At 64.9% G+C, this 17,717-nt stretch carries 13 protein-coding genes; 8 read left to right on the top strand and 5 right to left on the bottom strand.

Going from position 1 to position 17,717, the window contains the following annotated elements:
* The first annotated feature begins 47 nt into the window (after positions 1–47).
* From DNX69_RS14105 to fahA, 4 genes are all read left to right on the top strand, one after another.
* Positions 48–1,001: an MBL fold metallo-hydrolase gene (locus tag DNX69_RS14105; RefSeq protein ID WP_110786596.1), complete on the top strand. Its 954-nt coding sequence runs from the start codon at positions 48–50 to the stop codon at positions 999–1,001.
* A 56-nt stretch (positions 1,002–1,057) separates the two neighbouring features.
* A complete protein-coding gene (hmgA, locus tag DNX69_RS14100; RefSeq protein ID WP_110786595.1) occupies positions 1,058–2,404 on the top strand; it encodes a homogentisate 1,2-dioxygenase in 1,347 nt (448 codons plus the stop codon).
* Positions 2,401–3,057 carry a maleylacetoacetate isomerase gene (gene maiA, locus DNX69_RS14095; protein WP_110786594.1) on the top strand — a complete coding sequence of 219 codons (657 nt, stop codon included), beginning with the start codon at positions 2,401–2,403 and terminating at the stop codon, positions 3,055–3,057. Before hmgA ends, maiA begins: the two co-directional genes overlap by 4 nt.
* Positions 3,058–3,348: 291 nt before the next feature.
* Positions 3,349–4,614, top strand: coding sequence for a fumarylacetoacetase (gene fahA / locus DNX69_RS14090; protein ID WP_110786593.1), 1,266 nt, complete (start codon positions 3,349–3,351; stop codon positions 4,612–4,614).
* Positions 4,615–4,740: 126 nt separating this feature from the next.
* Here the strand turns inward: fahA and DNX69_RS14085 are convergent, their stop codons facing one another.
* From DNX69_RS14085 to leuA, 5 genes are all read right to left on the bottom strand, one after another.
* Positions 4,741–5,856 (bottom strand): CaiB/BaiF CoA transferase family protein, encoded by a 1,116-nt coding sequence (locus tag DNX69_RS14085; protein ID WP_110786592.1) that lies wholly within the window; start codon positions 5,854–5,856, stop codon positions 4,741–4,743.
* Positions 5,857–6,041: 185 nt separating this feature from the next.
* A complete protein-coding gene (locus tag DNX69_RS14080) occupies positions 6,042–6,842 on the bottom strand; it encodes an FAD binding domain-containing protein (RefSeq protein WP_110786591.1) in 801 nt (266 codons plus the stop codon).
* Positions 6,843–6,982: 140 nt separating this feature from the next.
* Positions 6,983–9,337 (bottom strand): xanthine dehydrogenase family protein molybdopterin-binding subunit, encoded by a 2,355-nt coding sequence (locus tag DNX69_RS14075; protein WP_110786590.1) that lies wholly within the window; start codon positions 9,335–9,337, stop codon positions 6,983–6,985.
* A gap of 121 nt (positions 9,338–9,458) precedes the next feature.
* A complete protein-coding gene (locus tag DNX69_RS14070) occupies positions 9,459–9,944 on the bottom strand; it encodes a (2Fe-2S)-binding protein (protein WP_110786589.1) in 486 nt (161 codons plus the stop codon).
* 300 nt (positions 9,945–10,244) lie between these two features.
* Positions 10,245–11,906, bottom strand: a complete 1,662-nt coding sequence (gene leuA / locus DNX69_RS14065; RefSeq protein WP_110786588.1) for a 2-isopropylmalate synthase — start codon at positions 11,904–11,906, stop codon at positions 10,245–10,247.
* Between the two features lie 335 nt (positions 11,907–12,241).
* On the opposite strand from leuA, the gene DNX69_RS14060 reads away from it, so the two are divergent.
* The 4 genes from DNX69_RS14060 (at position 12,242) to otsB (ending at position 17,575) form a co-directional block, all read left to right on the top strand.
* A complete protein-coding gene (locus tag DNX69_RS14060; protein ID WP_110786587.1) occupies positions 12,242–12,988 on the top strand; it encodes an AraC family transcriptional regulator in 747 nt (248 codons plus the stop codon).
* Positions 12,989–13,110: 122 nt separating this feature from the next.
* Complete coding sequence (locus tag DNX69_RS14055; RefSeq protein ID WP_234826980.1) at positions 13,111–15,150, top strand: methyl-accepting chemotaxis protein; 2,040 nt, start codon at positions 13,111–13,113, stop codon at positions 15,148–15,150.
* 143 nt (positions 15,151–15,293) lie between these two features.
* Positions 15,294–16,784, top strand: a complete 1,491-nt coding sequence (locus tag DNX69_RS14050; protein WP_110786585.1) for an MFS transporter — start codon at positions 15,294–15,296, stop codon at positions 16,782–16,784.
* On the top strand, positions 16,784–17,575 hold the full coding sequence (gene otsB / locus DNX69_RS14045; protein ID WP_110786584.1) for a trehalose-phosphatase: 792 nt from the start codon (positions 16,784–16,786) through the stop codon (positions 17,573–17,575). The genes DNX69_RS14050 and otsB overlap by 1 nt, the downstream gene beginning before the upstream one ends.
* Positions 17,576–17,717 lie beyond the last annotated feature (142 nt).

Below are 17,717 nucleotides of genomic sequence, written 5' to 3'. Positions count from 1 at the left end.
CGCGAGCGCCCCGGAATGACCAACTAGAAACAGAGTAAGGACCACACATGGCCAAAGGCTTCGCCTCCACCACCGACCTCGCCGAGAAGAAGGTGACGTTCTCCGAGATCGGGCCCGATCTCTACGCCTTCACCGCGGAGGGCGATCCGAATTCGGCGGTGATCGTCGGCGACGACGGCTGCCTGGTGTTCGATGCGCAGGCGACGCCGGCGATGGCGAATAAGGTGATCGAGCGGGTCCGCAGCGTCACCGACAAGCCGATCAAATACGTCGTGCTGTCGCATTATCATGCGGTGCGCGTGCTCGGCGCGTCGGCCTATCAGGCGCAAGGCATCATCGCGTCGCAGGAGACCTACCGGCTGATCGAGGAGCGCGGCCAGCAGGATTGGGATTCGGAATACGGCCGGTTTCCGCGGCTGTTCCAGGATGCCGAGAGCATCCCGGGCCTGACCTGGCCGACGCTGGCGTTCGACGGTGAGATGTCGGTCTTCCTGGGCAGGCGCGAGGTGCGGCTGATGCAGCTCGGTGCCGGCCACACCTCGGGGGATATCGTCGCCTGGGTGCCGGACGCGCAGGTGATGTTCACCGGCGACCTCGTCGAGTATCACTCGGCCTGCTATTGTGGCGACGCGTATTTGCGCGAGTGGCCGGCGACACTGAACGAGATCCGCGACTTCAACCCGAAGGCGATCGCGCCCGGCCGCGGCGACGCGTTGCAAGGGCTGGAGACCACGCGCGAGGCGATCGCGATGACGCGTGATTTCGTCGGCACACTGTACGGCGCCGCCGAACTTTCGGTCGCCAAGGGCCGCAGCCTGAAGGAGACCTGGGACGCTACGCGTGAGGTGATGGACCCGAAGTTCTCGTCCTTCGCCATCTACGAGCACTGCCTGCCGTTCAACGTCTCGCGCGCGTTCGACGAAGCCTCCGGCATCGACGATCCGGTGATCTGGACCGCCGAGCGCGACCGCGAAATGTGGGCCGCCCTGCAGGGCGGCTAGTCCGAACTGCGAGCGCGTCTTCGGCCGCGCCCTCGCCAACCGATCGGAGGACGACCATGAACATCAATGCCGCGCCGCAGATCATCGGCAGCTCATCGCAAGGCATTACGCCCGGCTACATGTCTGGCTTCGGCAATTCGTTCGAAACCGAGGCACTGCCCGGCGCGCTGCCGGTGGGGCGCAACTCGCCGCAGCGTGCCGCCTACGGTCTCTACGCCGAGCAATTGTCCGGCTCGCCCTTCACCGCGCCGCGCGGCGCCAACGAGCGATCGTGGCTGTATCGGATTCGTCCCTCGGTGAAACACTCCGGCCGCTTCGCCAAAGCCGAGATGGGGCTGTGGCGCTCGGCGCCGTGCTTCGAGCACGATTTGCCGATCGCGCAGTTGCGCTGGGATCCGCCGCCGATGCCGCAGGACAAGCTGACCTTCCTGCAGGGCGTGCGCACCATGACCACGGCGGGCGACGTCAATACCCAGGCCGGGATGGCGACGCATCTTTATCTGATCACCCACTCGATGGTCGATCAGCACTTCTACAATGCCGACGGCGAGATGATGTTCGTGCCGCAGCAGGGTAGCCTGCGCCTCGTCACTGAATTCGGAATCATCAGCATCGAGCCGGCCGAGATCGCCGTGATCCCGCGCGGCGCCAAGTTCCGGGTCGAGCTGGTCGACGGCCCGGCGCGCGGCTATCTGTGCGAAAACTACGGCGGCGCGTTCACGCTGCCGGAGCGCGGCCCGATCGGCGCCAATTGCCTCGCCAATTCGCGCGACTTTCTCACCCCGGTCGCGGCCTACGAGGACAAGGACACGCCGACCGAACTGTATGTGAAATGGGGCGGCGCGCTGTACGTGACGCAGCTTGCGCATTCGCCGATCGACGTCGTCGCCTGGCACGGCAACTACGCGCCGTATAAGTACGACCTGCGCACCTATTCGCCGGTCGGCGCGATCGGCTTCGATCATCCCGATCCATCGATTTTCACGGTGCTGACCTCGCCGTCGGAAACCGCCGGCACCGCCAATATCGACTTCGTGATCTTCCCCGAGCGCTGGATGGTGGCCGAGAACACGTTCAGGCCGCCATGGTATCACATGAACATCATGTCGGAGTTCATGGGGCTGATCTACGGCGTGTACGACGCCAAGCCGCAGGGCTTCGTGCCCGGCGGCGCATCGCTGCACAACATGATGCTGCCGCACGGGCCTGATCGCGAGGCGTTCGATCATGCCAGCAATAGCGAACTGAAGCCGGTCAAGCTTACCGGCACGATGGCTTTCATGTTCGAGACCCGCTATCCGCAGCGGGTCACCGAATATGCCGCGAGCTCCGGTCTATTGCAGGACGACTACGCCGATTGCTGGAACGGCCTCGAAAAGCGCTTCGATCCGAACCGGCCATGACCAAGACTCAGGATCACGACGCCGCGGTGCTGTACGGCTATTTCCGCTCTTCCGCGGCCTATCGGGTCAGAATCGCGCTCAACCTGAAGAACATCATCGTGGCGCAGCGCTACGTGCATCTGCGCGACGGTGAGCAGAATCTCGAGGCGTTCCGCTGGATCAATCCGGCCGGCCTGGTGCCGTATTGGAGCGAGGGCGAATTCAATCTCGGCCAGTCGCTGGCGATCATCGAATATCTCGACGAGACCCATCCCGAGCCGCCGCTGCTGCCGAAAGATCCGAGGGCCCGCGCCATCGTCCGCGAGATCGCCTATGCGGTCGCCTGCGACATCCATCCGATCGGGAACCTGCGGATTCTGAAGCGGCTCAGCGAACTCGGCGTCGATGAGACCGATCGGGCGATCTGGTCGAAGCAATGGATCGAACAGGGCTTCGCAGCGATCGAGTCGCGGCTGGCGCAGACGCCGGGGCCGTTCGCCTATGGCAACCGGCCGACGCTCGCGGACATCTGCATCGTGCCGCAGGTGTTCAACGCCCGCCGCTTCGACGCCGACCTCGCCCCGTTCGAACGCATCCGCCAGATCGAAGCCGAAGCGATGAAGCTCGACGCCTTCGTGGCTGCCGAGCCGGGCCGGCAGCCGGACGCGGAGTGAGCATGATGGGCTCGTCTTTCGTCCGAGCCTCCTCGACCTTTGTCCGCGTGCGCCGGGGCGTTCGCAGATGAACGTTTGTGGCCGCAGCGCGGCCCACCCTCCCCTGGAAGGGGAGGGTCGCTCGCGTCAGCGAGCGGGGTGGGGTGGCGAAGAGTTCATCCGCCGCGCCCGCTTCTCACCTCACCCCGTCACGCAACCCGCTGCGCGGGCTGCGTGCCCACCCTCCCCCTCCAGGGGAGGGTGAAGAGGCCCCGTGATCCGACCGAGCCGTTCAACCTCCCAGGACCCTTCATGCATCCCAACGATCCCCGCCTCCGCTCCTTTATCGACGTCAAGCCGGAGTCCGATTTCCCGATCCAGAACCTCCCTTACGGCGTTTTCTCAACGTCGCATGATCCATCGCCGCGGGTTGGTGTTGCGATCGGCGAGTTCGTGCTCGACCTCGCCGCGCTGCAGGCGGCGAAGCTACTCGACATGCCGGAGGGTGTGTTCGCGCAAGGCTCGATCAACGCCTTCATGGCACTCGGGCCGAACGTCTGGCGCAGCACGCGGGCGCGGATCAGTGCGCTGCTGCGGCACGACAATCCCGAGCTGCGCGACAATGCGGAGTTGCGCGCCAAGGCGCTGCTGCCGATGCACCAGGTGAAGCTGCATCTGCCGCTTCGTGTCGAGGGCTTCACCGATTTCTATTCGTCGAAGGAACACGCCACCAATGTCGGCACCATGTTCCGCGACAAGACCAATCCGTTGCTGCCAAACTGGCTGCATATCCCGATCGGCTACAACGGTCGTGCTTCGACCGTCGTGGTCAGCGGCACGGCGATTCACCGCCCCCGCGGCCAGCTCAAGCCGCCGTCGGCCGAGCTGCCGAGCTTCGGACCTTGCAAGCGGCTGGATTTCGAACTCGAGATCGGCGTGGTGGTCGGGCAGTCCTCGGTGATGGGGTCGATGCTGACGGAGGCGCAGGCCGAAGAGATGATCTTCGGTTTCACCCTGCTCAACGACTGGAGCGCACGCGATATCCAGCAATGGGAGTACGTACCGCTCGGACCGTTCCAGGCCAAAGCGTTTGCGACATCGATCAGCCCGTGGGTCGTCACCCGCGAGGCGCTGGAACCGTTTCGCGTGGTCGGGCCGGTGCAGGACCCGGCGCCGCTGCCGTATCTGCAGCAGAAGGGCGCCAACAATTACGACATGGCGCTGGAAGTCGGCTTACGCACGCCGGCGATGCAGCAGCCGGCGCGGATCAGCGCCACCAATTTCAAATACATGTACTGGTCGTCGGTACAGCAGCTCGTCCACCATGCCTCCAGTGGCTGCGCGATGAGCGTCGGCGACCTGCTCGGCTCCGGCACGGTGTCGGGCCCGGAGAAAGATCAGCTCGGCAGTCTGCTGGAATTGAGCTGGAACGGGACGGAGCCTCTGCAATTGCCCGGCGGCGAGAGCCGCAGCTTCCTCGAAGACGGCGACAGCCTGGTGATGCGCGGGTGGTGCCAGGGCGACGGCTACCGCGTCGGCTTCGGTGAAGTCGAGGGCACGGTGCTGGCGGCTGAATAACAGCCACCCGCGCCGTCATTCCGGGGCGCGAGCGTAGCTCGCGAACCCGGAATTCCGAGGTGCTCTGAACTGCTGGATTCCGGGTTCGCTCGCTGCGCGAGCGCCCCGGAATGACGTGACGACTTGTTACTTCCCGCCCCAGGCCTTCACCACGCCGGCGATGTCGGCTTCTACCGGCGGTCGCGCGGACGACGGCGTGCGGGAGAAACGCGGCGCCGGGGCCGGCTGGGTGTGGCCCTCGTGATTGATGAACACCTCACGCGCCACCATGTGCGGATGCTTGGTGGCTTCCGACATCGTCAGGACGGGTGCGAAGCAGACGTCGGTGCCTTCCATCAGCTTGCACCATTCGTCGCGGCTCTTGGTCTTGAACACCGCGGCGAGCTTCTGCTTCAGCGCCGGCCACCGCTTTTGGTCCATCTGGGCGTCGTAATCGGCGTCGGTCAGCCCGGCGATCTGGCGCAGCAGCGCGTAGAATTGCGGTTCGATCGAGCCGATCGAGATGAATTGGCCGTCGGCGCATGCGTAGGTGCCGTAGAAATGCGCACCGCCGTCGAGCATGTTGCTCTCGCGACTTTCCTTCCAGCGGCCGGCCGCGGTCATGTCGAAGAACATCGTGATCAGCGAGGCGGCGCCGTCGCACATCGCGGCGTCCACCACCTGGCCCTTGCCGGACTTCGAGGCTTCGAGCAATGCCGCGAGGATGCCGACCACCAGATACAGCGAGCCGCCGCCGAAATCGCCGACCAGGTTGAGCGGCGGCACCGGATTGTCGGCCGGGCCGATCGCGGCGAGCGCGCCGGTGATCGAGATGTAGTTGATGTCGTGGCCGGCGGCCTGCGCCAGCGGACCGGTCTGGCCCCAGCCGGTCATCCGCGCGTACACCAGCTTCGGATTGCGCGCCATCACCACGTCCGGCCCGAGGCCGAGACGCTCCATCACGCCCGGGCGATAGCCTTCGACCAGCGCGTCGGCGCTATCCAGCAGCTTCAGCACGTCGGCGACCGAGGCCTTGTCCTTCAAGTCGACGGTGACCACGGTGCGGCCGCGCGCAGCGGCACCCTGCGGCTTCTGCCCGGCACGCACCAGCGTGATCACCTCGGCGCCCATGTCGGCGAGCAGCATCGAGCCGAACGGGCCGGGGCCGATGCCGGCGAATTCGACGATGCGGGTGCCGGCGAGCGGGCCGCTGGCGTTGGCTTTCGTGGTCGGCTTGGGGGAGGCGGTCGCTGTGTCTTGCACCTTGGGTGTCCATTGTTGTTGTCCGCGCGCGGCGCGGAGCGGTTGTTGTCGGTGTCAATCATCATGCCCGGCGTGCCCGGGGCAAGTGACTTTTCGTCCCAGCGCCGCATGCCGCCATGCTGCGGCACCGCACAAAACAAAGCGGCGCGCGAGATCGCGCGCCGCTTGCCGTGAAATGGAATTATTCAGCCGGCAGCCTGCACCGCGCGCTGCGCCATCACCTTGATCAGGTTCGCGCGATAGTCCGAAGTGCCGTGGATATCCTCGATCAGTCCTTCGTCGGACACCTTGACGCCGTCCAGGGCCGACGCCGACCAGTTCGCCTGCAGCGCCTGTTCGATCACCGGCACCCGCATCACGCCGTCCTGCGACGCGCCGGTGGCGGCGGCGCGGATTTCGCCGCTCTTCAGCTTGGCGACAAACACGCCGGTGAGCGCAAAGCGCGACGCCGGGTTGCGCATCTTGGCGTAGCCGGCTTTCTCCGGCACCGGGAACGAGATCGCGGTGATCATCTCGTTGTCTTCCAGCGCCGTCATGAACAGCCCCTTGAAGAACTGGTCGGCCGGGATCTCGCGCTTGTTGGTCTTCACCGTGGCGTTCAGCGCCAGGATCGCGGCCGGATAGTCGGCGGCCGGATCGTTGGTGGCGACTGATCCGCCGATGGTGCCACGATAGCGCACCGCCGGATCGCCCAGCACCGAGGTGAGATGCGCGATCGCCGGGATCAGGCGCTTCACGTCGGCATTGTGCATGATGTCGTAGTAGGTGGTCGCCGCCTTGATGGTCAGGGTGTCGCCGCTGGCTTCGATCCCGATCAGCGCTGGGATCTTGGCGATGTCGACGAGATCGCCCGGCGCTGCGAGCCGCTGCTTCATCACGGGGAGCAGGGTGTGGCCACCGGCGAGGAATTTGGCGTCGCTGCCCTTGGCGATCAGCGCCACGGCTTCGTCGACCGAGGAGGCGCGGTGATAGTTGGTGGAATACATGAGTATCTCCTATCAGAGATCGATTGTTTGTCTGTCCAACAAGCTCTCCGTCATTGCGAGGAGCGAAGCCTCTGGATTGCTTCGCGGAGCCTGTGCCCGGACCGCGCGACGCGCGGATCCGGGTGCTCGCAATGACGATCTCATTCGGCGGCTTGCTGCAGTTGCATCGCGTGCCACACCCGGTCCGGCGTCGCCGGCATTTCCAGCCGGTTGTTGCCGATCGCGTCGGTGATGGCGTTGATCACCGCTGCCGAAGCGCCGATCGCGCCGGCCTCGCCGCAGCCCTTGACGCCGAGCGGATTGCCCGGACACAGCGTCGTGGTGTGCGAGATCTGGAACGACGGCACGTCGTCGGCGCGCGGCATCGCGTAGTCCATGAACGAGGCGGTGACGAGCTGGCCGTCCGCGTCGTAGATCGCGTGCTCCAGGACCGCCTGGCCGATGCCCTGCACCAGGCCGCCATGCACCTGGCCCTCGACGATCATCGGGTTGATCAGCCGGCCGAAATCGTCGACCGCGACGAAGTTGACGAACGAGGTCTTGCCGGTGCCCGGATCGACCTCGACTTCGCAGATGTAGGAGCCGGCCGGGAAGGTGAAGTTGGTCGGATCGTAGAACGCGCTTTCCTTCAGGCCGGGCTCCATGCCGTCGGGCAGGTTGTGCGCCGTATAGGCGGCGAGCGCGACCATCGGCAGCGCGATCGCCTTGTCGGTGCCGGTGACTTTGAACTCGCCGTTCTCGATGACGATGTCGTTCTCGGATGCTTCGAGCTGATGCGCCGCGATCTTCTTGGCTTTGGCTTCGACCTTCTCCATCGCCTTGAAGATCGCCGACATGCCGACCGCCGCCGAGCGCGACCCGTAGGTCCCCATGCCGAACTGGACCTTGTCGGTGTCGCCGTGCACGATCGACACCTGGTTGATCGGGATGCCGAGCCGGTCCGCGACCAATTGGGCAAACGTGGTCTCGTGGCCCTGGCCGTGGCTGTGCGAGCCGGTCAGGATCTCGATGGTACCGACCGGGTTGACGCGGACCTCGGCGGATTCCCACAGGCCGACGCCAGCGCCGAGCGAGCCGACCGCCTTGGAGGGCGCGATGCCGCAGGCCTCGATGTAGCAGGACAGGCCGATTCCGCGCAGCTTGCCTTCGCTCTTGGCCTTGGCCTTGCGGCCTGCGAAGCCGGCATAGTCGATCGCCTTCAATGCGGCGTCGAGAGAGGCGTTGAAGTCGCCGGTGTCGTAGGCCATGATCACCGGGGTCTGGTGCGGGAACTGGGTGATGAAGTTCTTGCGCCGCAGTTCGGCCGGATCGACCTTGAGCTGCCGCGCCGCGGTCTCGACCAGCCGCTCCAGCAGATAGCAGGCCTCGGGCCGTCCGGCGCCACGATAGGCGTCGACCGGCGTGGTGTTGGTGTAGACGCCCACCACCTCGGTGTAGATCGCCGGGATGTTGTACTGGCCGCTCAGCAGCGTCGCGTACAGATAGGTCGGCACCGACGACGAAAACAGCGACATGTAGGCGCCGAAATTGGCGTAGGTCTTCACCCGCAGGCCGAGCATCTTGTTGTCGGCGTCGAATGCCATCTCGGCCTTCGACAGATGATCGCGGCCGTGCGCATCGGTGACAAAGGCTTCGTTGCGGTCACCGGTCCACTTCACCGGGCGTCCGGTCTTCTTGGAGGCCCACAGCGCCACCATCTCTTCCGGGTAGATGAAGATTTTGGAGCCGAAGCCACCGCCGACATCGGGCGCCACCACCCGCAGCTTGTGCTCGGGGGCGATGTTGTAGAACGCCGACAGCACCAGACGCGCGACATGCGGGTTCTGCGAGGTGGTGTAGAGCGTGAAGTGCTCCTCGGCCGGATTGTACTCGGCGACCGCCGCGCGCGGCTCCATCGCGTTCGGTACCAAGCGGTTGTTGGTGAGTTCGATCGAGACGACGTTGGCGGCTTTGCTGAACGCTTCGTCGGTCGCCTTTTGGTCGCCGATCTCCCAGTCGTACACGATGTTGCCGGGCGCTTCGGGATGAAGCTGCGCTGCACCATCGGCGATCGCCGCCTTGATGTTGGCGACCGCGGGCAGCTCCTCGTAATGCACCACCACGGCCTCGGCGGCGTCGCGGGCGAGGTTCTTGCTCTCGGCGATCACCACCGCGACCGCCTGGCCGACGAAGCGCACCGTCTCCGGCGCCATCGCCGGCCAGGCGCCCATCTTCATCGCCGAGCCGTCCTTGGAATGGATCGCCCAGCCGCAGATCAGGTTGCCGACCTTGTCGTCGACGATCTGCTGGCCGGTGAGTACGTCGATCACGCCCAGCATCGCCTTGGCGGCGTCGAGTTCGATGCCGGTGATCTTGGCGTGCGCGTGCGGGCTGCGCACGAAATGCGCATAGGTCATGCCCTGCAGCTTGATGTCGTCGACATAGCGACCGCGGCCGGTGATGAAGCGGCGGTCTTCCTTGCGCGCGACGCGCGCGCCGATACCCTCGATGCCCATGTGCAATTCTCTCCCTTCGACTGCTTCAGCCGCGCGGATTCGGAGCGTCGCGGGTCGCAGCCATCATTCAGCAGCCATCATTTAGACGTGTGGTCGGCGACGAAACGGCGGGGCAGGCGGCCTATTCGGCGGCCTGCGCCACATTCATGCGGGAGGCGGCGTCGAGCACCGACTTGACGATGTTATGATAGCCGGTGCACCGGCAGATGTTGCCTTCGAGCTCGTGGCGAACGGTCTCTTCGTCGAGGTTGCCGCCATAGCGGTGCACGATGTCGATCGCCGACATAATCATGCCCGGCGTGCAGTAGCCGCACTGCAAACCGTGATTGTCGCGAAACGCCGCCTGCATCGGATGCAGCTCGTCGCCCTTGGCGATGCCCTCGATGGTGGTGATGTTGGCGCCGTCGACCTGGCCGACCAGCGTCGTGCACGACTTCACCGCACGGCCGTCGATATGCACCACGCAGCAGCCGCATTGGCTGGTATCGCAGCCGACATGGGTTCCGGTCAGGCCGAGGTGATCGCGCAGCAAATGCACGAGGAGCGTTCGATCCTCGACATCCGCCGTCACGAGCTTACCGTTGACGGTCATTGAGACTTTGGACACGCGTCAGTCCTCCCGATGAATTTTTAATTGTTCCAATTAGAAGCGCGGCAGCCGGACTTTGCAACTGGGATTTTCGCGGCTCGGAGTGGCGCGAGCGTCAACCGTTGATGACGGTTTGGTGACCGCAGCAACTACACGGTCATTCGCGCGGTCGAATCCATCTTGGAAGGGACAATTGCTCTGAACTTAAGCAGCGGCGGCCGATCGACGCGGTTTAGGTTGCGGTGCAGCGATGCTTTGGAACGGCGCAGAGCACCGGCTGGGATTCAGCCGGTACTCCTTTTGGTTTTCCGCTAATGATCAGGCGTTGTTGGCGGCGTGCAAAAGCGCACGGACCGAAGCGGTGGCGACGTCCGGATCGATCCCGGCGCCGAACACCGTGCGACCGTCGGACGTGCGGCATTCGACATAGGCGGCGGCCTGCGCTGTGGCGCCGGAGCCGATCGCGTGCTCCTGGTAGTCGGCAACGTCGAGCGCCGGACCGCCCGCGTCTTCGAGCGCCGCCACGACTCCGGAGATCAGGCCATTGCCGCGGCCGGAGAGCGAACGGACCTCGCCGTCGATGGCGATCCGGCCAATGAACAACCTTTGACCGATCGGGCCGGTCTCCTGGTAGTCCATCAGCACGAAGCGGTCGGCCGGGCGCTGCAAGTAGCAGCCCGCAAAGCACTGCCAGATGTCGGAGCTGTTCAGCTCGCGGCCGAGATCATCGGCTAATCTTTGAACGTGCCTGCTGAAATCCGCCTGCAGCCGCTTCGGCAGCTTCAATCCCTTGTCCTGCTCCAGCACCCAGGCGACGCCGCCTTTGCCGGACTGCGAATTGACGCGGATCACGGCCTCGTAGGTCTCGCCGATGTCCGCCGGGTCGATCGGCAGATACGGCATCTCCCACTGACCGTCGTTGCGCTGCGCGTGCGCGGCAAAACCCTTGCGGATGGCGTCCTGATGCGAGCCGGAAAAGGCGGTATGCACCAGCTCGCCGGCGTAGGGATGCCGCGGATGGACCGGCAGTTCGGTGCAATGCTCGACCGTGCTCACCACCTCGCGCAGCGCCGGGAACGACAGCCCAGGATCGATCCCCTGGGTGTAGAGGTTCAGCGCCAGGGTCACGAGATCGACGTTGCCGGTGCGCTCACCATTGCCGAACAGGCAGCCTTCGACCCGATCGGCGCCGGCCAGCAGGCCCAACTCGGTGGCCGCCACCCCGGTCCCGCGGTCGTTGTGAGGATGCAGGCTGATGACCACGGAATCGCGCCGCGAGATATGACGGCAGAACCACTCGATCTGGTCGGCATAGACGTTCGGCATCGCGACTTCGACGGTCGCCGGCAGGTTCAGGATCGCGGGTCGTTCCGGGGTCGGCTGCCAGACGTCGAGCACGCGCTCGCAGATCTCCAACGCAAAGTCCGGCTCGGTGAAGCAGAAGGTTTCGGGCGAATACTCGAAAGTCCAATCGGTGCTGGGGCGCTTCTGGCTCTCATCGAGCATCGCCGTGACGCCCGTGATCGCCAGATCGATGACGTCACGCCGCTCCATGCCGAACACCACGCGCCGGAACAGCGGTGCCGTCGCGTTGTAGAGATGCACGATGGCGCGCTGCGCGCCCTCCAGCGACTCGAAGGTCCGGGCGATCAGGTCGGTCCGCGACTGGGTGAGCACCTGGATCGTGACGTCGTCGGGAATTCGGTCGTCGGTGATCAAGCTGCGGACGAAATCGAATTCGGTTTGCGAGGCCGACGGAAACGCCACCTCGATCTCTTTGAAGCCGATCGCGATCAGCATGTCGTAGAAGCGCTGCTTGCGCTCGACCCCCATGGGATTGGCCAGCGACTGATTGCCATCGCGCAGGTCGGTGGACAGCCAGCGCGGCGCTGACGTCAAACGACGGGACGGCCATTGCCGGTCCGGCAGGCCGACCGGCGTGACAAAGGGGCGGTATTTGGTTTCGGGATTTTTCAACATGAGCGATATCCGTTGCGCGCGGAGGAAAGGTCAAAGCGGGCACGGCTGGATACGGCCGCCAGGCTGCCGTCAGTCCCGGCGACCGCCAGTAAGTCGAAGCGCAACGGACAGAAGCTGGTCGTGGTGAGCCGGCAGGGCGCGGGTGCTCGGACCGCAGGTCTCGCCAGCGGCCGGCACCGCGTAAAGCGGCCGGGCAGGGCTGGGGACGATTTGGGTGATCGAGAACACGGGGGATCCACGGACCTCTGTGGGACTGTCCCCTTACTTAAACCGAGACACCGTGATAATCTCGCGCGGAAAGATCAATCATCATCGCGAAAGGATCAGGTGAGGCGATGCGGGCACAGGCGGTCACCGATCATGTTGCCGTCGTCAGCCAGGATGCGCCGCGCTTTGCCAGCCGCCGCCATTCCCATCCGCAGGCGCAACTGATCTACGCCACCGCCGGCGTCGTCTCCGTCACCACGGCCCATGGGACCTGGGTCGTGCCGCCGAGCCGCGCCGTGTGGGTGCCTGCCGGTATCGAACACGACACGCAAAGTCGTGCTGCGGTGCAGTTCCGTTCGCTGTTGATCGATTCGACGGAAGCGAACGGGCTGCCGGACGTTTGCACCGCAATCGAGGTGACACCCTTGCTTCGCGAACTGATCCTGCGGCTGGTTGCGGTCGCGGGCGCGCCAGATCGCACCGAATTCAGCCGCGCCGTTACGCAGCTCCTGCTGCTGGAGCTGGCGACACGTCCGATCGAGCCCCTCAGCCTGCCGAGGCCCGGGCATGCTCAGCTTGCTCGGTTCTGCGACAAGGTCCGCGGCCAACCAGCTGCTTCCGTCCCGCTCGAGCAGGCCGCGCGCGCCCTGCATATGAGCCGGGCGAGCTTCATGCGGCTGTTTCAGCGCGAAACCGGCATGAGCTTCCTTCGCTGGCGTCAGCAGGCGCGCCTGTTGCACGCCTTGTCGCTGTTGGCCGAAGGACAGTCGATCCTGAACGTGGCTCTCGCTTGCGGCTATGACAGCCCGAGTGCATTTTCGGCCATGTTCCGGCGCGTCCTCGGGAAATCACCAAGTGAGTACTTGGCGTCCTGAACTAAAGTCGAAGCCGTCATCCCGGACTACGCAATTTACGCAGCTTTAGATAATGCCGCGTAGTTTTCGAGTACCCGGTTCGGTTCCGGGATTGGTGCTTGGACGGGGTACATCAAGTGAACATGACGACGGCCGCCACAGCGCGGGCTAAATCCGCGGCGCTGCCGGCTCTGCGCTTTCGCGGCAAAGTCACGCTCGGCTTTGCGGTGGTGCTTGGCATCACGGCGATCAGCATGGGGCTGGCCTACCTCGGGTTTGAACGAGTTTCGGACGGCGTGGTCGCGTATCGAGACGGCGTCCGCCAATCCGACCTCGCGCGTGACATCGACCGCGAGATGATCAGCTATGAGGCGCAGGCTCGACATTACGTCCTTACCGGCAAAGAGGACGATGCCAAGGTGGCGCGCGCGGCCGAAACCCGGCTCAAGGACGCCATCGAGCAGTCGCTGCAGGCTGCGACCACGCCTGCGCACCGCGAAGCCCTCACCGGCCTGTCGAACGAATTCGCGACCTTCACCAAGCTGTTTGCCGACATCGTCGCCCTGAAGACCGACAGCGCCCTGGTGATTCAGAACGGGCTGACGCGCGGCGGCTTGAACCTGCGCTACAAGTTCGACGATCTGATGAGCTCGGCGAGTGACCGCGAAAACTCCAACGCAGAACTTGGCTCCAAGCGCGCCTCGGAACAGTACGCGGCCGCGATGGCGCTGGTGAATACTTTTGCGATCAATTCCAGTATTCCGGTCGCTGACAGCGCGTTGGCGCGGCTCAAATTCGTCGAGAATTCGCTGAACATCATCAAGTCCGACGATGCCGAGATCTCCGCAGCGGTGAAGGAGATCTTCACGATGCTGGGCGAGTACCGCCAGGCGTTGGTCAAGCTCAGCGACAACGTCAAGGCGATCGACGCCAAGGTCGCCACCATGGTCGGCTCCGCCTCGGCGATCGTACGCAGTTCCGAAGCCATCAAGGCCGACCTGCTCGCCAATCAGCAGCGGCTCGAGCGCGATTCCGACGCCACCGTCACGGCCACTGAGCGGATGGTGGCGATGCTCGGTATCGGAGGCTTCCTGCTCGGCGCGGTGCTGGCGGTGCTGCTTGGGCGCGGCATCTCGCGCCCGATGCAGGCGATGTGCGCGGCGATGCGCCGGCTCGCCGGCGGCGACTTCGATGTGGTGCTGCCGGGACTCGGCCGCCGCGACGAGATCGGCGAGATGGCTGCCGCGGTCGAAGAGTTCAAGGTCCAGGCGGCGCGCAAGGCCGAACAGGACGCCATCGCGCGCGAGCGCGAGGCCGAAACCGGCCGCCAGGCCCGCCGCGCCGAACTGATCGGCTTTGCCAATGAGTTCGAAAGCGCTGTCGGTGCGATCGTGGGGCACGTTTCGGATGCTGCCGCGCAGCTCGAAAGCGCCGCCGCAACGCTCACCCGCACCGCGGAGACCACTCAGTCGCTGTCGGGACAGGTCGCAGGCGACTCCCAGCAGGCGTCGTCCGGAATGCAGGCGGTGGCCTCCGCCACCGAGGAGCTGTCGGCCTCGGTCGGCGAAATCGGACGCCGGGTCGGGCAGTCGCGTGACATCGCCGAAGCCGCGGTGGAGCAGGCCCGCGAGACCGATGGCCGGATCGGCAAGCTGACCCAGGCGGCGCAGCAGATCGGCGAGGTGATGCAGCTCATCACCACGATCGCCGAGCAGACCAATCTGTTGGCGCTCAACGCGACCATCGAGGCCGCGCGTGCCGGCGAAGCCGGGCGCGGCTTCGCGGTGGTTGCCGCCGAGGTGAAGTCGCTGGCGACGCAGACCGCAAAGGCCACCGACGAAATTTCCTCCCAGGTGTCGGAGATGCAGGAGGCCACCCGAGAGTCGGTGACCTCGATTCAGAGGATCGGCAGCACGATCGCCGAGATCTCGACGATCTCCGCGTCGATCGCCGGCGCCGTCACGCAGCAGGATGCAGCCACTCGGGAGATCGCCGGCAGCGTGCAGGGCGTCGCCCAGGGCACGCAGCGGGTCGCCGGCAATATCGCCGAAGTCAATCGCGGTGCGGCCGAAACCGGCGCCGCCTCGGCCCAGGTTCTACAATCGGCGCGAAGCCTCTCGGCCGAGAGCGCGCGGCTGCGTACCGAGCTCGATCGCTTCATGGCGAACATCCGCGCCGCTTGAGCGAATCGGACCTTGCCGCAGGTTCCCGAACCAGGGAACCGATCGAGCTTTCTCCTGTTGGTAGGCGAGATCGATCCCTCCGTTGCCGGAGGGGTCGCCACGTTCGGCGCTGGCGTGGCATACCGCAGCCGGAGTGGGAGGACATGGCCGACAGCGTCAGTGCCGCGATCACCAAGCCGCCGTCAGGTGGGATGGGGAGTACGGTAGGTGACCGCGTCATCGAAACCGACGTTCCCGCCAGACTCGACGGCCTGCTGTGGAGTGGATTCCACACCCGCGTCGTCAGCGCGCTGGGTATCACCTGGATTCTGGATGGACTGGAGGTGACGCTCGCCGGCGCGCTGGCTGGTGCGCTGAAGGACAGTTCCAGTCTGCACTTCTCCAATCTCGACGTCGGTCTGGCCAGCAGCGCTTATCTGGCCGGTGCGGTGCTCGGCGCGCTCGGGTTCGGTTGGCTGACCGACCGGATCGGGCGCAAGAAGCTGTTCTTCATCACGCTATCGCTGTACCTCGTCGCGACCGCCGCGACGGCGCTGTCGTGGAGCGTCGCCAGCTACGCGCTGTTCCGGTTTCTCACCGGCGCCGGAATCGGCGGCGAATACACCGCGATCAACTCGACCATTCAGGAACTGGTGCCGGCGCGCTATCGCGGCTGGACCGATCTGGTGATCAACGGCAGTTTCTGGATCGGCGCCGCGATCGGGGCGGTTGGGGCGATCGTGTTGCTCGATCCGTCGGTGATCGATCCCGAGTACGGCTGGCGTCTGGCCTATCTGACCGGCGCGATCCTCGGACTGATCGTGTTCGCGATGCGCTGGTGGATTCCAGAAAGCCCGCGCTGGTTGATGATCCACGGCCAGCCCGAACGCGCTGAAGCGATCGCCGCAGATATCGAGCGGAATGCTCGCCATGCGCCCGATCGGCCGCGCGTACTGCCGACCATCAAACTGCGGATGCGGACCCACACGCCGCTGCTCGATGTGGCGCGGACGCTGTTTTCGACCTATCGGCAGCGCTCGTTGGTCGGGCTGTCGCTGATGACCGCGCAGGCGTTCTTCTACAACGCGATCTTCTTCACCTATGCGCTGATCCTGACCGACTTCTTCGGCATTCCTGCGAACCATGTCGGCTGGTACATCCTGCCGTTCGCGGCCGGCAATTTCCTCGGACCGCTGCTGCTCGGCCGGCTGTTCGATACGCTCGGCCGCCGCACCATGATCGGCTTCACCTATGCGGCGTCCGCGATTCTGCTGGCGCTGTCGGGCTATCTGTTTTCGATCGGTGCGCTCAGCGCGCAGAGTCAGACCATCGCCTGGATGGTGATCTTCTTCTTCGCCTCGCCGGCTGCGAGCGCGGCCTATCTCACCGTCAGCGAGACTTTTCCGCTCGAAGTGCGGGCGCTGGCGATCGCGATCTTCTACGCGATCGGCACCGGTATCGGCGGCGTTGCAGGCCCGGCGTTGTTCGGTGTGCTGATCGATACAGGGTCGCGTGACAGCGTGTTCGCGGGCTATCTGTTCGGATCTGTGTTGATGATGGCCGCAGCCGTCATCGGTTGGCGTTATGGTATCGTGGCCGAGCGCCGCTCGCTCGAACAGGTGGCGCGTCCGCTCGCCGCAACAGAGGACAATTGATGACAACGAAACTCGTTCAACCTTTACATGCTGCCTCGGAGCCGGTTTCCATGCCCGGCGCGCTGGTGCCGTCGCTCGATCAATGTGCGCTGCTACTGGACATCGATGGTACGTTGCTGGACATGGCGCCGACGCCGCGCGAAGTGTGGGTGCCGCCGGAACTGGAACAAACCCTGAGAAAGCTTCTGGTCAGAACCTCCGGTGCGCTCGCGCTGGTGAGCGGCCGTTCGATCAACGATGTCGATCTGATTTTTGCGCCGATGCGATTGCCTGCGGTCGGCGGGCACGGCGCCGAGATGCGACTGTCGGGCGATGGCGAAGCGGTTGCCACCCATGCACCGCCGCTCGATCCGGACCTCAAGAGCCGACTGGCAGCGATCGCCCGCATCAGCCCTGGCATTCTGCTCGAAGACAAAGGCTATTCGCTGGCGCTGCATTACCGTCTGGCACCGCACACAGAGAAGGCGATCTACGAATCAGTTGCGGCGATTCGCGCCGAAAATCCGGACGCGCCGTTGGAAGTGCTTCCCGGCAAATCGGTGTGCGAGATCAAGCATGCGGGTTTCACAAAAGCGACCGGCGTCCTCGAACTGATGAAGCACGAACCGTTCAAGGGCCGCCGTCCGGTGTTCATTGGCGACGACGTCACTGACGAGACCGTATTCGCGATCATACCGGAACTCGGCGGCGTCTCGTTCTCGGTCGGACGCGACAGCGACCTGACGTCCGGCCGCTTCGATCAGCCGAGCGATGTTCGCGATTGGCTCGCAAGACTGCTGACGACTGCGTAGTTGGGTATTTCGTACGGTTCCGAACGAAAAACTCGACAGAACGCGCAGGAATTCGAAAAGTTCCGGCGTCGCCGTGGAACGATTCCGATGAATGGATGTTAATCTCCGCAGCGTCATGCAGACGCACCAGACAATGGGGAGC

Source organism: Rhodopseudomonas palustris (assembly GCF_003226555.1).
Taxonomy (GTDB): Bacteria; Pseudomonadota; Alphaproteobacteria; order Rhizobiales; family Xanthobacteraceae; genus Rhodopseudomonas; species Rhodopseudomonas palustris_I.
The sequence above is the reverse complement of the archived record's forward strand: the minus strand, read 5'-3'. Positions and strand labels throughout refer to the sequence as shown.

Coding starts and splice junctions, on each gene's coding strand:
- DNX69_RS14055 (WP_234826980.1), top strand. CDS start 13,111: ATGACGACGGCCGCCACAGCGCGGGCTAAATCCGCGGCGCTGCCGGCT.
- DNX69_RS14060 (WP_110786587.1), top strand. CDS start 12,242: ATGCGGGCACAGGCGGTCACCGATCATGTTGCCGTCGTCAGCCAGGAT.
- DNX69_RS14050 (WP_110786585.1), top strand. CDS start 15,294: ATGGCCGACAGCGTCAGTGCCGCGATCACCAAGCCGCCGTCAGGTGGG.
- DNX69_RS14105 (WP_110786596.1), top strand. CDS start 48: ATGGCCAAAGGCTTCGCCTCCACCACCGACCTCGCCGAGAAGAAGGTG.
- leuA (WP_110786588.1), bottom strand. CDS start 11,906: ATGTTGAAAAATCCCGAAACCAAATACCGCCCCTTTGTCACGCCGGTC.
- DNX69_RS14080 (WP_110786591.1), bottom strand. CDS start 6,842: ATGTATTCCACCAACTATCACCGCGCCTCCTCGGTCGACGAAGCCGTG.
- maiA (WP_110786594.1), top strand. CDS start 2,401: ATGACCAAGACTCAGGATCACGACGCCGCGGTGCTGTACGGCTATTTC.
- hmgA (WP_110786595.1), top strand. CDS start 1,058: ATGAACATCAATGCCGCGCCGCAGATCATCGGCAGCTCATCGCAAGGC.
- otsB (WP_110786584.1), top strand. CDS start 16,784: ATGACAACGAAACTCGTTCAACCTTTACATGCTGCCTCGGAGCCGGTT.
- fahA (WP_110786593.1), top strand. CDS start 3,349: ATGCATCCCAACGATCCCCGCCTCCGCTCCTTTATCGACGTCAAGCCG.
- DNX69_RS14075 (WP_110786590.1), bottom strand. CDS start 9,337: ATGGGCATCGAGGGTATCGGCGCGCGCGTCGCGCGCAAGGAAGACCGC.